Genomic DNA, 13,801 nt, shown 5'->3' with positions numbered 1-13,801 from the left:
GCTACACGACTGCCGACGGGGCCGGCTCTCTCGCCGTCATTCCGGGGCATCGCGCAGCGATGAGCCCGGAATCCATATCCACGCGCCGTCATGTGGCGAAGACAAGCGCCACTGCCATCTCACACCACACCCTGTCCTGTGGCTATGGATTCCGGGCTCGTGCTGCGCACGCCCCGGAATGACGCGAGGATGGAGTGACGTGACGTCGGCAGCAGCCTCGTAGCTATGAGGCCCTGATCTCGTCCAGCGCCGCCAACACCTCGCTGGAAGCGACCTCGACCCTGCCGATCTCGTTGAGCGCTTCATCGATGCGCCCTGAGCTGAACAGGCGCGCGGCTTCCTTGCCGTGGCGGTGCACCGCCTCGTGAGGGCGTTCGAGGTTGCGAAATGCCGGATCGCCGGCCAGACGCTGGCCGCCTTCGCCATAGTACCATTTGCCGAGCCGGCACGTGTGATGATCGGAGAGCTCGTCGGCGCGAAGTTGCAGCCGGCCGACCGACATGTCCACCAGCCGCTTCTTCCAGATCACGTGATCGGCCTTGGCCAATCTCACCACCTGGTTGTCGAGCGAGAGCTTGGCGATCTCGCCCAGCATCTTGCCGACCTTCGCGTCCGTCTTGCCCATGGTGTCCGCGAGCGACATCACCTCGTTGGCATTGGCGGTCGCGAGATCGGCGATGATGGTGATGCCCTGCGCGACCTCGTCGGTTGCGGCGGACTGCTCGGCGAGAATGCCGGAGATCTCGTCCATCTTGGTGCTGACCACCGCGGTCCGGGTGCCGGCCTGATCGATCGCCTGCGCCAGATCGTTCATCTCGGACATGCCGACCTCGACCGCCTTGGCGCCGCCGGCCATGGCCTCGACGATGCCGCTCATCTCGGCTTGCAGCCGCTCGATACGACCCTTGATGTCCTCCGTCGCCTTGGTCGTCTGCTGCGACAGGTTCTTGACCTCCGCGGCGACCACCGCGAAGCCCCTGCCGAATTCGCCGGCGCGCGCCGCCTCGATGGTGGCATTGAGTGCCAGCAGGTTGGTCTGGTTGGCGATCGCGTCGATGGTGCCGACGATGGATCCGATCTCGGCGGAGGCGGCGCTGAGATCGGCGATCTTCGCCGAGGTGTCGCGCACGGAGCTGGCGATGCCGTTCATGGTCTGCAACGTCCGTTGTACCGCGGTCACGCTGTTCTCGACGGCCTGGCGCGTCGCGGCGGCCTCGGCGGCGGCTTCGGTCGACGTCGACCGGATGGTGTGCACGGAGGCCTGCATCTCCACCGATGCGGCAGCGAGACTCTGACAGCGTTCGGACTGATTGTTGGAGGCGCCGATCAGGCGCGCCGCGCTGATCGAGGCTTCGTTGCTGTTGATGCAGATGTCGACGACGGAATCGAGATCCTGGGACGCGCGGGCCGCGAGCGCGGTGCCGAGACGATGGATGGCCTCGATCAGTTGCGGCTTGAGCTGGGCGCGCAGCGCGGCAGCATCGACGCCTCCGATATCGCGATTGAGCTTGCCGTCCGCCCAGTCACCGAGGCACTGCGCCAGCGCGTCCTGGAAGGCGTCGTGTGCGGAGGTGTCGGACGCAAGCGGGGCGTCCGATGGTTCGTTCTTTCGGCGGAATCCCAGCATCGTGCCTCTCATTGATGGCGAGCCCCGGCCAGCCTGAGCGACGTCGCACAACCCGCCCGGACGCCGGCAACCGTTGGTTCCACCCTGGTTCGGTTATGGTTAATGGCGGGTTTCTCCTTGCAACCGGCGGTGGCGAGATCTGCAGGGATCGGGGCTTTCGCGTTCTCCGGCGTGCCGCCTTGACGTTTATGTAAGTAGTGGCTTACAGTAAGTCATGGCTTACGGAACAACACTGAATGTGCTGGCGGACCCGACGCGGCGGGAGGTGTTCGAACGGCTGCGCGGTGGACCGCGGCCGGTCCATGCGATCGCGGCCGGGATGCCGGTGTCGCGGCCGGCGGTCTCGCAGCATCTGAAGGTGCTGAAGGATGCCGGGCTGGTCGAGGAACGCAGCGAAGGCGTGCGCCGCATCTACGCGTTGCGCCGTGAGGGGTTGGCCGAGCTGCGCGACTGGCTCGACAGCTTCTGGGACGACGCGCTGCTCGCCTTCAAGATCGAGGCGGAGCGCACGCATCGACAGACGAAAGGGGGGATCGATGAGTGAGGGTGTCGTGATCGCGCCGGTGCGGAAGCTCGTCCATGTCCGGACGCCGATCGATCATGCCTTCGACGTGTTCACGCGCGGCTTGACGCGCTGGTGGCCGCATACGCATGGGGTCGGCCGCAAGCCGATCGAGAAGGTGCTGCTGGAGCCGAAGCTCGGCGGCCACTGGCTCGAGATCGCCGAGGACGGCACGGCGACCACGGTCGCGACCATCACGCTGTGGGAGCCGCCGCGTCGCTTCGTCATGCTGTGGCAGGTCGATGCGCAGTGGAGGCCGGATGCGGCGATGCGCTCGGAGGTCGATGTGCAATTCGTTGCCGAGGGCCCGGATGTGACCCGCGTCGAGCTGCTGCACCACAAGTTCGAAACCATGGGCCGCGAGGCCGGCGCGTCGATGCGGCGGGATGTCGACGGCGGCTGGCCGGGGCTGCTGCAGCGCTTCGTGGCCGAGGCCGAGCGGCCGCCGGCGTCATCGTGAGCAGTTCATCATCAGCGTGGGGGAGATCGTGATGTCCGAGTTCGTCGTCCATTCCGTGCCGGGGAGCCCGTTCGGGCGCAGCGTGCTGATCGCACTGGAGGAGAAAGGCGCGCCGTATCGGCTCGCGGCGCTGGCGCCGGGCGACTCCAAGGGCGCGGCGCATCTGGCGCGTCATCCCTTCGGGCGCGTGCCGGTGCTCGCGCATGACGGCTTCGTGTTGTACGAGACCCAGGCGATCCTGCGCTATCTCGATCGTGTGCTGCCCGAGCCGGCCCTGACGCCCGCGGATGTCAGGCAGGCCGCGCGCATGGACCAGGTGATGAACATCAGCGACTGGTACCTGTTCCAGGGCGTGTGCAACGTCATCCTCTTCCAGCGCATCGTCGGTCCGCAATTCTTCGGCACGACCACCGATGAGGCCGCGATCGCACGCGCGATGCCGCAGGCGAGAACTGTCATCGCCGAGTTGTCGCGGCTGCTCGGCGAGCAGCCGTTCATGGTCGGCGATCATCTGTCGCTGGCCGATCTGCAGGCCGCGCCGCAGGCGAGCTTCCTGTCGTTGACGCCGGAATGGGCGGAGCTGACCGCCGGCCATCCCAACCTCGTCGCCTGGATCGAACGGCTGGAGGCGCGACCGAGCTTCAAGTCCACCACCATGGCGGAGCTGACGGCGCGAGCGCAGGCGGCGTAGGCGCGTGCGGCGTCAATGATGCTTCGGGTGAGATCCAAAGCCCAAGCGAGCGATCGCGCTGCGACGGCCGTCGGCATGGATACGCGACTTTCAGCCGCGTGATTAATCCAGGTTATATCGCGGCGGGCCGGTTCCATTTTAGCTGCGACGTAGGTCGAAGGGCCTCGGCATCCGCCGCCCCCGATCGACCGCCACAGCGTCCCGATGACCGAATGACGAAGCCGGGTCGGCGGGACGGATTGGACGCAAGCGCGCGCACCCCTTGATGCTGCGATCAGAACCCGATCTCCCCGGCTGCTGCGTCTCCTGCACCCACGTCGATTCCGGATTCTGTGCCGCGCTTTTCAAGGCCTGCCGGGCGCAGGCGGCCCTGCCGCGGCTCAATCAGCAGTTCTTCACCGTCCGGGCCGGCCAGCAGATCAAATGCCAGAGCGAGGCGCGCGACGATGTGCTCGTGCTCTGCAGCGGCTGGGCATTCCGTTACATCCAGTTGTCGGATGGCGGCCGCCAGATCCTGCGCTTCCTGCTGCCGGGCGACATCTTCTCGCCGGCGGCGATCTTCGCCAAAGGCATGAGCTTCTCGGCCAAGGCATTGACCCAGGTCCAGGTCAGCCGGCTCGATGGCGAGGAGGTCCGCAAGCAGTGCCGCGCCGACGAGCTGGTCATGATGGAGGTGTTCCGCTCTCTCGGCGACAACGGCCGGGGCCTCCTACGAGCTCATCACCGTGCTCGGCCAGCGCCCGGCCGAGCGTCGGATCGCGCATCTGCTGCTCAGCCTGATGCGGCGCGTCGCGGTGGACGGTGTGGTCCAGCACCACCGCTATCCGTTTCCCTTGAAGCAGCAGCACATCGCCGACGCCGTCGGCCTGACCTCGGTCCATGTCAGCCGCGTGCTGGCGCTGTTTCGCGATCGCAAGATCCTGACGATCACGGAGGGCAGGCTGGAGGTCACCGATCTCGCCGAGCTCGAGCGGCTGGCGGCGTTGAACTGAGCCGGGCAGGGCGGCCGAGCGGGGCGTGCACAGGGCTGGTGCGGACGGTGGGACTCGAACCCACACGACGTTGCCATCGAGGGATTTTAAGTCCCTTGCGTCTACCAATTCCGCCACGTCCGCCCTATTGATTTCCATAGCTTTTTCGTTCCAGGCCGGCAAATGTTTTCCAATCGAACCCTTGCGTTTCCATTTCGGTTACAAAACCCGTTCACGCCTTGTCCTGACCGTCTTTGATCCTGCTGAATGCTCGGATGATGTTCTGCTCGGCCTCGACGTGCCGGGTATAGTGGGCGCCCATGCGTTCCGGCTCGTCGCCGATCAGATCGGCCACCTCGCGGGTGTTGGCGCCGTTGCGCCTCCACCAAGCAGCGTAGGACACGCGCTGACCGCGCAGCGTGGTGCCGGCGCCAATGTGGCCGGCGCGCTCCCGGTCGCGCAGCCAGTGGCTCACCCGGGTCTGCATCTCCTTCTCGGACGGCCACACCGTCCCGTCGTCGCGGACAGCGATCAGCCTGTTCGCCCGCTGCACCTTCAGCTCGCCCATGAAGGCCTGCAACTCGGGCAGCACCGGTAGGTTCACGAATTTGTCGTTCTTGCGCGTCTTGTAACGTGCGAGGAACAGGCAAATCTTGATCTCGAGCGGAGCGTTCTCGCGCGCGAATTGCCACTCCTCTGGCTCCCACTCGCGGTTAGCGTTGGGATCGGCCTTGTGGGCCTTCTCGACCAAGAATTTCCGGTCTTTGCGGAAGGAGCGCGAGCGCGTTCCGGCATATTCGAACGCGGTATCGTTGAAGTCGCCGCGGACCGACGTGTCGTTCGCGTGATCCATAGCGTGGCGATGTTGCGAGCTTTGCCATAGCCCTGTCTCCGCCTGATGGCAGCCGCTGCACGCTTGGCTGCCGACAAAGCTCAGCTCTGCTACGCTGGTCGGCTGAGACGAGGTATCCGGCGTCTTGAACCAGGACAGCCCGCTTGCAAGCAGAGGAAACAGCGCACCCGACCCGATTGCCAACAGCGCGGCAGTCCGCAAGCGGAATGTTGGCGCGGAGCGTTGAGCAGGAGTCGGGCTTGTTCAGGCCGGGCCGTCGCGGTGGCCTTCTGACGCCCGCGGCTCTTCCGAGACCTCTTCGTCACATCCGATCACCCCTCGACTGCCCTGGAAGACTTACACGCGCAGGTCGTTGTCGTGAAGTGCAATTCGGGTTTCGCGGGCGAGGTCGATGAGAGAAGCGCAGAACGTCAGCAGCGCAGCCATGAATAGCAGCGCCACGCCATATTCGTGGGCAACATTGAACAGGGCGCTGATGAAGGCAACGATGATGATGAGGGCGGTGAGGATCGCAGAAAGGATGGAGCAGAACAGCGACCTGTTCAGGAGCGAAGCCCGGTGCCGCAGCCGGGGAATATCCGTCTTGAGGTAAGCCTTTGAAGCATCATCATCGGTGATGCCGTGAAGGAACTGGGCCCGGTCGACCACACGGTTGATGCGGGAAATAAGAACCGAGATGAAGGACGCGACGGCTCCCAGCAGGAAAGCCGGGGCCGCCACGTTGCCGATGATCCGTGCCAGTTGGTCGATTGAAGGCGTTACCGGCACTAACTGGATTACACTGTCCATCTCCTCGCGCAGTCCTTGCAAGTTCTTCAGGTGTCGCGAACGCGCCGGATGGGCGGGATCTTGAACGTCCCGTCCTTAAGGGCAGTCTTGGGCTGATAGACCCTGACGCTGAGATTGAATGGCAGGCTCGGCGGACACGGAAGCCAATTCGTTTCCTTGTCGCCGCCTGGTGATTGCGCCTGGATGTAGATATCGAGCGAGCCGTCTGGATTGTATTTGATCGGCATCGCCGAAGTGATGCCGTAGCGGTTGATCGCGTTCCGAACATAGAAATTCTCGCGATAGGGCGAGACCGACCAGACCCCAGCTTCGGAGGGGAATATCTCGTCCTTCTCCAGATGGAGAACATACTTCGCCGCGCCGTCCAGCACGTTGCCGTCGCCATCGACAAAGGCGGTTGGATAGACCGCATCGTCCGACGTCAGCGCCCCCAATCCAAACCAGGCGATGAATGCCCGCGTGGTGTAGTCGGTACCGAAGCGACCGATATTCAGCGCGCCCTGCCAGCCGTTCACGGTCGGCGCAGTGTAGGGGCCTGTTTCCAGCTTGTACCAGACCTCGGCCGGCGCCCGGTTGATCCCCCGCAGAACGGCCGGATCGAGCTTGGACGGTTCAAAGTCCTTGCCGACCTCGATCCCGATGCGCTTGAGCTTGTCGATAGTCTTGGCGTCGTCAGGGTAAGGCGGGTTGTCCTTCAACGCAGCGGCGAGGCGCTTGAAGAACATCTCGCCGGTCATGAGCCGCACCTGATCGTACGGCGTCGCCGTTGTATCGACACTGGTGTCGATTGGCACATCGGAGGGTGGCGTGTAGGACTTGCCCCAGGCGCTGAGCGGCGTCAGTTGCAATTCATCCTGCAGCTTGTTGATTGTAACGAACTCCTTGGGGCTGTCGCATGCGATCTGGACCAGAACAGATGCGTAGCGCGTCGTCGATCGGAACGTTTGCTTGATGCCATTGGGCGCAACACCGTTCCATTTGGGGCCGGCGATCAGGAAGTTTCCGGCGCCAGTTCCGGTCGTCCGACTGCCCGCCGAGGCGAAATCGTCGGTCCACATGTTGAGCGCCTGCATGATGATGTATCGCCCCTGAGTGTCGGGCTGAGAATAGACGAACGGCTCCTTGTCCAGGTCGATGAATGAAAACGCCCAGAGGGAGTTGACGCTGATGCGGACGCAGTCTTTGAAATCCGGATCGACATAAGTCCGCATCCTGCCGAACTGGTTGACAGGCGCTTTATACTGTTCGGACTTCGACGTGGCCGTCATCACCGCTCGGGTTGCGTCCATCATGACAAGCGGAAAGCCGTAGACATAGCATTCCAACGCAAGAACATACGCCAGTTCTTCCTCGACATCGCCCTTCAGGTCGCCGAGTGCGCGCAGCAGCGGGCCGGCCGCCTCGCTTCTTGTGGATGACAAGGCTGTGCCCAGCCCGGCACCGAGTGCGGTCGTGAGCAGGCAGCGGCGATGAAGCGAAATGCCTTCCTGTCCAGCAGATGAATTCATGAGCGATCTCCTTTTCATTTGCGCGCCGCTCGACCCATGTTTGACCTAAGCTCGAAACGTCCCGTCTTTCGGTCGCAAGCCGTGGAAGAGGGAGGCCACCGCAGATGACGCAGATGGCAGGTCCATATAAGCGACTATCCCCGATGCGAGACCCGGAACATATCGGGTTCTGAGAGTGGGGAGCTTTTGCTCCCCACTGCTTTGCTGGGAATGACCAGGCTAGTCGTTTGCTTTGGTCGCGGCCTTCTGCATGGCTTTGCGATCTTCCTCAGCCAACTGTTCCGGCTTGATGTTGTAGGTCAGTTTGTCGATCGTGCCTGTGAATCGGAATGGCAGCGTATAGCTATCATCGACCGCGGTGCGGGTATCGAGCCCAACGTCCATGGATTCATCGATCGCCATCATGAATGGAATCGTGTGTTCCATTTTTTGTTGCGACAGCACTCGGTCGTCAACCGAAAGGACACCGCTGCCGCCTTTGCCGAGTCCGGGTCCATCGTATTTGAAGTCGAAGACGATCTTGTGCTTACCCGGACTGAGCGCCTGGCCCAGCCAGTCATCGGCTCCAACGCCGCCCTCCCAGCGGTAACGTTTGAGATTGAGAAGATTGTAGACGAAGACCGGTTTGCCCTTGAGCAGGTAAAGGCCGTAGCCACCGAACCTCCCGCCCATTGTAGCGATCATCCCTTCGGCACCGCCACTGGGCACGGTGATCTCGGCTGTGATCGTGTAGTCCCTGTTCAGGAGGCTGGGAGCATTGGCAATCGGAATGTCAGCGTTCTCACCGACATAGGTGAACTCCGTTCGCCCTGCCGTCCCACTCGGCCGCGGCGTGAGAAGTCGCGGGAGCACCGAGTTATCCAGCGGAAACACCTGGTACCTGCTCGCCTCCGCCGCAAACACCGCCTGCAGTTCCTTGAGCTTCTCGGGATTCGTCGCCGCAAGGTCGTCCGCCTGCGAGAAGTCCTCAGCAAGGTTGTAGAGCTCCCACTTGTACTGCTCGACCGGCGGCAGCGCCTTCGTGCCGACAAGCCACGGCGGCTCGGGTGGTGTGGTCGCGGCGTACCAGCCTTCGTGGTAAATGCCGCGGTTGGCGAACATCTCGAAGTACTGGGTCGTGCGCTTCGACGGTGCGTTGGCATTTGCCTTGTCGAACGTGTACGCCATGCTAACGCCTTCAATGGACTTCTGCTTGATGCCGTCGACCATGTCGGGCGCCTTGATGCCGGCCGCCTCAAGGATTGTGGGCACGATGTCGATCACGTGATGAAACTGGGGGCGAATGCCTCCGACATCGTTGATGTGGCCGGGCCACGAGATAGCCATACCCTGCCGCGTCCCACCGAAATGCGACGCGATCTGCTTGGTCCACTTGAAGGGCGTGTCGAACGCCCACGCCCACGGCACGGCCATGTGCGGATAGGTCTGGTCCGAACCCCAGGATTCGTAATATCGAAGATACTCGACCTCCGGCAAATCGAGCACGCCATTGGCGACCGTCAGCCAGTTTGGCGTACCCATCATCGAGCCTTCCGAACTCGTGCCGTTGTCGCCGTTGATGTAGATGATCAGCGTGTTGTCGAGCTTGCCCATGTCTTCGACGGCCTGGATCACCCGGCCGATCTCATCGTCGACATAGGCGGTATAGGCCGCGAACACGTCGGCCTCGCGAATGACGATCTTTTTCTTCACCTCCGAGAGCGAATCCCACTTCGGCAAGACGTCCGGCCACGGCGTGAGCTGCGTGTTTGCGGGAATCACGCCCAATCGCTTCTGGTTGGCGAAGATCTGGTCTCGCAACTTCTCCCAGCCCTGGTCGAACAGGTGCATCTTGCTGATCTTGTCGATCCATTCCTTGGTTGGCTGGTGCGGGTCATGGGTCGCGCCAGGTACGTAGTAGACGAAGAACGGTTTCTCGGGCGCCGCGGCGTCAAGTTCCTTCATGTAACGGATCGCGTCGTCCGCCATGTCGGTGATCAGGTTGTAGCCCTTCTTCCCGACCCACGGGTAAACGGGGGTGTGGTCGCGGAACAGGTACGGCGTCCACTGGTCGGTCTCGCCACCCATGAAGCCGTAGAAGTACTGGAAGCCCATCCCGCTCGGCCATTGGTCGAACGGACCGGCCGCGCTGTATTGGAAGGACGGCGTGTTGTGGTTCTTGCCGAACCACGATGTGGCATATCCGTTGTCGCTCAGAATCCGGCCGATAGTCGCGTTCTCCGGACCGATGACCGAGTCATAGCCCGGATATCCAGTCGCCAGTTCACTGATCTGGCCGAAGCCGACCGAGTGATGGTTGCGACCGGTGATCAGAGCCGCTCGCGTCGGCGAGCAGAGCGCCGTCGAGTGGAATTGGGTGTAGCGCAGGCCATTCTTGGCGATGCGATCGAGCGTTGGCGTTGGGATCACCCCGCCGAATGTGCTCGGCACGCCATAACCGGAATCGTCGGTCATGATCAGGAGAACGTTCGGCGCACCTTTACGCGGCACGACCGTCGGAGGCCACCACGGCTTCGAGGTCTTCGCATCCTCCGTGATCGTGCCGCCGAATTTCGGCGGTGGCGGTGGAAGCTGGTCGCCCGGAATGGTGATGGTCGCGGCCGGAGAGCCGAGCGGCGGCGTAGTCGGTTGCGCTTGCTGTGCAAACGCGGGGGCGGATATCGCCGACGTCAAAAACAATATGGAAGCAATCGCACGAAAATTCATCGCAGGCCCTCCCCAAGAGGTGCGCGCAACCGCGCAGATGCTTGTGATCCTCTAGGACGGCGCAAGGAGCGACGTTGACGCAGATCAACCCACGCGCGAAGGCGCCTACGGGCAGATGCGATCGCCTGGCTGTGCTAACCAGCGGGGCGCGCTCATCTATTGTATGGACCTGCCGATGTCTCACGCCGGTCAGGCATCTGCAAAGAGCCATCAAATATCGAAGAAATATTGAAGAGCAGGACACGCGCACACGCTCGGCATCGTGCTGCACCGAACAAGTCGAATAACGGACCTTGGGCGAAATCAATGGGGAACATTTTCTGAGTCTCAAACCGTCAAGGGCAAGCTTTCCTGGTCTTCCTGGATCGACAGCGATACGCTACGCTCGCTTACAAGCTCAATCATCCCGTCGTCGGCGCCGCGCTCGCGATCACCTTGGTTGCAGCAGTTTCGTTGGTTTCTTGGCAGAAGCTTTCTGCGAAGCATCGGCTTGCGATCAAGAGCGATCGTCTCGAGTAGGGCAATCGTCTTGACCTGGGAGATGGCTGTGCGGAGGCCGCGTGGCCCTATGGATGTAGCTGGCAACTGCCTCCTGAAAGACGAGAAACCAAAAGGCACTTTCCCAAACGGCGACAAGGTTTGTCTTGGTTTCTCTCATGATCACGCGCGAGGCTGTCCTGTCTCTCAGAGCGCCGCGTGAATTTCCCTAGGAACAAACAGCAATTCTTTGCTAAGCGGCGGACCAGCGCGACACTGTGCTCCACTTGCAACATCCGGTTGCAAATTGTTCCCTGTCATCGTGACGGCTATCGCCCGGCGCAGTACGGCCTGTCATACTGTCAGCATCATGCTCGTCACTCACTATGAGCGAGGGTCGTGGTTCGGCAGGAGATTGCCATGAGAATGACGAGGGCGCTTGGCGCTATTGCATTTGCGACCATTGCATCAGTACCGACGATTGTCTCGGCAGATGAGAGCGGCATCAGCTTTTGGATTCCGGGCACATTCGGTAGCCTTGCCGCCACGCCTCAGCAGCCCGGTTGGTCGGCTGCGTCAATTTACTATCATACCTCAGTGTCTGCCGGCAGGGACGTGGCGCGCGCTCGTGAGATCCAGATCGGCCGTATTCCTGCGAATCTGACAGCTACCTTGAACGCAAACGTCAATGCGAACGTCGATCTTGGCCTGCTGAACGCGACCTACGTCTTCGCGACACCGGTTCTCGGTGGTCAGGCGTCTGCAAGCCTGATCGGAATCTACGGCGCAAATACAACCTCGCTCAATGGATTGGTGACGGGCTCGCTTTCAACACCGGGCGGCTCAATTCCGTTCTCGCGCTTTGATTCCGTCAGCGATTCCATCACTGGCTTCGGCGATTTGATCCCCCAGTTCGCACTGCGCTGGAACGCGGGCGTCAACAACTACATGACCTACGTGATGGGTGATATCCCTGTCGGCGCTTACCAGTCCACGCGCCTCGCCAATATCGGGATCGGGCATGGGACGATCGATGCGGGCGGCGGCTACACCTATTTCAATCCACAGAGCGGACATGAGCTCTCCGGCGTGCTAGGCTTCACCTACAATTTCACAAATCCTGACACGCAGTATCAAAGCGGCGTCGACATGCACTTCGACTGGGGCGCTTCGCAATTCCTGAGCAAGCAGGTCCAGATCGGGCTGGTGGGCTACGTCTACAAGCAACTTGGCTGCGATAGCGGCTCCGGCGATCGCGTCGGCTGCTTCCGCTCGCAGGTCGCGGGTGTCGGCCCGCAGGTCGGGTTTATCTTCCCGGTTGGTGACATGCAAGGCTACCTCAACTTCAAGGCCTACAAGGAATTTGCTGCGGAAAACCGGCCTGACGGCTGGAACGCCTGGGTGACGTTTGTCATCTCGCCGGCAGCACCAACACCGACCGCGCCACCGAGGCGGATGATAACGAAATAAGGCTTTGATGAGCCGTGGCGGCCCGGCTCCCGCCTCCGGCAATCGCCAGCTGACCTGCCCGGCTCTCCCCGGCGAACGCGCTGCCCCACCGCTAGCTACACCACCACCGGGGACACGACCTCGGATCCGGCACGGCTGGTTGTGGATGCACGAGGAGCGGGGACTGATGTGAAGATGCGCCTGCTGGAGTCGAGCTGTTCGCATGAGAAATTGCCGCAGAGCATTCAACTATTGCGGGTGTGGCGCTATTTTGCAGCTTTGTTACTAACAACGACTAATCGTCATCTTTGCGGCATATGGTACCTCCAGCCCACGCAAGGGCGATCATTCGATCAGGGAGGCTATTTTGCATCGCTCTTCTATTCTGGTCCTCGTCGGTATCACTGCAAGCGCGGCGGCGTTTGCTCATGATCACCCCAGTCGGCTTCACGGGACCTATGCGATGACGGGCGCATCGGACTGTATCCAGAACTCGGCGTCGATCGGATTCGACTCGAACTTCTTGCCGAAGGGTCCGGTCGTGTTCTTCGCCACCACCGTCGACGGCGTCATGGTGTTTCGCGCCGACGGCACCGGCACGGTGAACAACCGGTCCTTCACGGTCGACGCCGGCGAAGGGACGACCAGCGATATCTCGTACCAAATCACCTACTCGATTGACCCCGGTGGCAAGCTGTCGGTCAAGGCGGTGCCAGGTACGTACAGCTCCACGACCCTGACCGGACCGAACGCCGGGTTGACGCAAGTCGTCGATGTTCCCGACACCAGCGGATTCATCGGCGAAGGAGCACGGGCCATCGTCCTCGCTCCGCCCGCGCCGACCGTCCTGACGGTCAGTCGTTCCAATGGCACCCAGTTTGCCCGGATCTGCAATGGATCTCTCATCATGACCCGCCTCAGCGACGACGACCGCTGATGTAAGGGCGAGCCATTGTTCTGATCGGGGAGGAAACCATATGCACCGCTTTCTTATTTTGGCCGCCGCTGCGACGGCAAGCACGGCCGCGTCTGCGAATGATCATGCAAGTCTACGCGGAACCTATGCGTTAGCTGGCAAATCGTTGTGCATCCGGAATCCGGCCGCTGTCGGATTCAATTCGAACTTCACGCCAAAGGGCGGCCCGCTGAAGCTCTTTTCCTTCACCGTCGAAGGCGTCATGGTGCTTCGCGCCGATGGCACCGGGATGATGGATGTCCAGGACTTCTCGGTGGACACCGGCGGAGGCGAGACCGGCGTTACCTCATACAAGTTCACCTACACGATCGCCTCCGATGAGAGAGTGTTGCTCAAGGCGGTGCCGGGCACGTACAGCCACACGATCCTGACCGGCCCGATCGCCGGGCTGACGCAAGTCGCCGACGTTGCAGATGCGACTGGGGTGATCAGCGAGGGCGCGCGGACCATCACATTCGCCCAGCCCGCGCCGATCGTCCAATTGGTCAGCCGTTCCGATGGCAACCAGTACGCTCAGATCTGCAATGGATCGCGCATCTATATTCGCATCGGTGATGCCGATCGCTGATCTCGCCAACGGCGGCGCTCTGTGGCCGGCGCCGCCGTCCCGCCCCGAAACTTGTTTCTCTCGCTCGGGCGGCCTCCTCGTCGCTTCCTTGGGCGCGGCGAGATCGGGGCCGACCTGTCCCCGCCGCCCGCAGCAAGGGATAACAGGGGATGGTGTCGAAACCG

Annotated in this window: 12 protein-coding genes, 1 tRNA gene and 1 pseudogene; 8 read left to right on the top strand and 6 right to left on the bottom strand. The window is 62.1% G+C overall.

Annotation, left to right across the window (positions count from 1 at the left end; translation table 11 throughout):
• Nucleotides 1-223: 223 nt before the first annotated feature.
• Complete coding sequence (locus QX048_RS14620; RefSeq protein ID WP_315826240.1) at nucleotides 224-1,627, bottom strand: methyl-accepting chemotaxis protein; 1,404 nt, start codon at nucleotides 1,625-1,627, stop codon at nucleotides 224-226.
• A gap of 214 nt (nucleotides 1,628-1,841) precedes the next feature.
• Here QX048_RS14620 and QX048_RS14615 point away from each other — a divergent pair, with 214 nt between their 5' ends.
• The 5 genes and pseudogenes from QX048_RS14615 (at nucleotide 1,842) to QX048_RS14595 (ending at nucleotide 4,332) form a co-directional block, all read left to right on the top strand.
• Entirely contained in the window at nucleotides 1,842-2,171 is a 330-nt protein-coding gene (locus QX048_RS14615) for a metalloregulator ArsR/SmtB family transcription factor (protein WP_316200528.1), read from the top strand.
• Nucleotides 2,164-2,649, top strand: coding sequence for an SRPBCC family protein (locus QX048_RS14610; RefSeq protein ID WP_315749439.1), 486 nt, complete (start codon nucleotides 2,164-2,166; stop codon nucleotides 2,647-2,649). Before QX048_RS14615 ends, QX048_RS14610 begins: the two co-directional genes overlap by 8 nt.
• Nucleotides 2,650-2,680: 31 nt before the next feature.
• A complete protein-coding gene (locus tag QX048_RS14605) occupies nucleotides 2,681-3,340 on the top strand; it encodes a glutathione S-transferase family protein (RefSeq protein ID WP_315749441.1) in 660 nt (219 codons plus the stop codon).
• A gap of 265 nt (nucleotides 3,341-3,605) precedes the next feature.
• Nucleotides 3,606-3,932: pseudogene (locus tag QX048_RS14600) on the top strand (cyclic nucleotide-binding domain-containing protein); the annotation flags it as partial.
• Between the two features lie 133 nt (nucleotides 3,933-4,065).
• Complete coding sequence (locus QX048_RS14595) at nucleotides 4,066-4,332, top strand: helix-turn-helix domain-containing protein (protein WP_316200529.1); 267 nt, start codon at nucleotides 4,066-4,068, stop codon at nucleotides 4,330-4,332.
• Between the two features lie 36 nt (nucleotides 4,333-4,368).
• Here the strand turns inward: QX048_RS14595 and QX048_RS14590 are convergent.
• The 5 genes from QX048_RS14590 to QX048_RS14570 form a co-directional block, all read right to left on the bottom strand.
• Nucleotides 4,369-4,455, bottom strand: a tRNA-Leu gene (locus tag QX048_RS14590).
• An 88-nt stretch (nucleotides 4,456-4,543) separates the two neighbouring features.
• On the bottom strand, nucleotides 4,544-5,365 hold the full coding sequence (locus tag QX048_RS14585) for a hypothetical protein (RefSeq protein WP_316200530.1): 822 nt from the start codon (nucleotides 5,363-5,365) through the stop codon (nucleotides 4,544-4,546).
• A 135-nt stretch (nucleotides 5,366-5,500) separates the two neighbouring features.
• Nucleotides 5,501-5,953 (bottom strand): DUF2721 domain-containing protein, encoded by a 453-nt coding sequence (locus QX048_RS14580; protein WP_315714699.1) that lies wholly within the window; start codon nucleotides 5,951-5,953, stop codon nucleotides 5,501-5,503.
• Nucleotides 5,954-5,979: 26 nt separating this feature from the next.
• Nucleotides 5,980-7,461, bottom strand: a complete 1,482-nt coding sequence (locus tag QX048_RS14575; protein ID WP_316200531.1) for a DUF1254 domain-containing protein — start codon at nucleotides 7,459-7,461, stop codon at nucleotides 5,980-5,982.
• 219 nt (nucleotides 7,462-7,680) lie between these two features.
• Nucleotides 7,681-10,167 carry an arylsulfatase gene (locus tag QX048_RS14570; protein ID WP_316200532.1) on the bottom strand — a complete coding sequence of 829 codons (2,487 nt, stop codon included), beginning with the start codon at nucleotides 10,165-10,167 and terminating at the stop codon, nucleotides 7,681-7,683.
• Between the two features lie 903 nt (nucleotides 10,168-11,070).
• Between QX048_RS14570 and QX048_RS14565 the strand changes: the two genes are divergently transcribed.
• The 3 genes from QX048_RS14565 to QX048_RS14555 all read left to right on the top strand — a co-directional run bounded on the left by QX048_RS14565 (nucleotide 11,071) and on the right by QX048_RS14555 (nucleotide 13,637).
• Nucleotides 11,071-12,114 (top strand): transporter, encoded by a 1,044-nt coding sequence (locus QX048_RS14565; RefSeq protein ID WP_315714978.1) that lies wholly within the window; start codon nucleotides 11,071-11,073, stop codon nucleotides 12,112-12,114.
• A gap of 442 nt (nucleotides 12,115-12,556) precedes the next feature.
• Complete coding sequence (locus QX048_RS14560) at nucleotides 12,557-13,030, top strand: hypothetical protein (protein WP_315826227.1); 474 nt, start codon at nucleotides 12,557-12,559, stop codon at nucleotides 13,028-13,030.
• A 40-nt stretch (nucleotides 13,031-13,070) separates the two neighbouring features.
• Nucleotides 13,071-13,637 (top strand): hypothetical protein, encoded by a 567-nt coding sequence (locus QX048_RS14555; protein ID WP_316170257.1) that lies wholly within the window; start codon nucleotides 13,071-13,073, stop codon nucleotides 13,635-13,637.
• The last annotated feature ends 164 nt before the right edge of the window (nucleotides 13,638-13,801 follow it).

Source organism: Bradyrhizobium sp. SZCCHNS30572, assembly GCF_032484415.1.
GTDB lineage: Bacteria > Pseudomonadota > Alphaproteobacteria > Rhizobiales > Xanthobacteraceae > Bradyrhizobium.
The sequence above is the reverse complement of the archived record's forward strand: the minus strand, read 5'-3'. Positions and strand labels throughout refer to the sequence as shown.

Coding starts and splice junctions, on each gene's coding strand:
- QX048_RS14610 (WP_315749439.1), top strand. CDS start 2,164: ATGAGTGAGGGTGTCGTGATCGCGCCGGTGCGGAAGCTCGTCCATGTC.
- QX048_RS14575 (WP_316200531.1), bottom strand. CDS start 7,461: ATGAATTCATCTGCTGGACAGGAAGGCATTTCGCTTCATCGCCGCTGC.
- QX048_RS14620 (WP_315826240.1), bottom strand. CDS start 1,627: ATGCTGGGATTCCGCCGAAAGAACGAACCATCGGACGCCCCGCTTGCG.
- QX048_RS14565 (WP_315714978.1), top strand. CDS start 11,071: ATGACGAGGGCGCTTGGCGCTATTGCATTTGCGACCATTGCATCAGTA.
- QX048_RS14605 (WP_315749441.1), top strand. CDS start 2,681: ATGTCCGAGTTCGTCGTCCATTCCGTGCCGGGGAGCCCGTTCGGGCGC.
- QX048_RS14570 (WP_316200532.1), bottom strand. CDS start 10,167: ATGAATTTTCGTGCGATTGCTTCCATATTGTTTTTGACGTCGGCGATA.
- QX048_RS14560 (WP_315826227.1), top strand. CDS start 12,557: ATGACGGGCGCATCGGACTGTATCCAGAACTCGGCGTCGATCGGATTC.
- QX048_RS14615 (WP_316200528.1), top strand. CDS start 1,842: ATGGCTTACGGAACAACACTGAATGTGCTGGCGGACCCGACGCGGCGG.
- QX048_RS14580 (WP_315714699.1), bottom strand. CDS start 5,953: ATGGACAGTGTAATCCAGTTAGTGCCGGTAACGCCTTCAATCGACCAA.
- QX048_RS14555 (WP_316170257.1), top strand. CDS start 13,071: ATGCACCGCTTTCTTATTTTGGCCGCCGCTGCGACGGCAAGCACGGCC.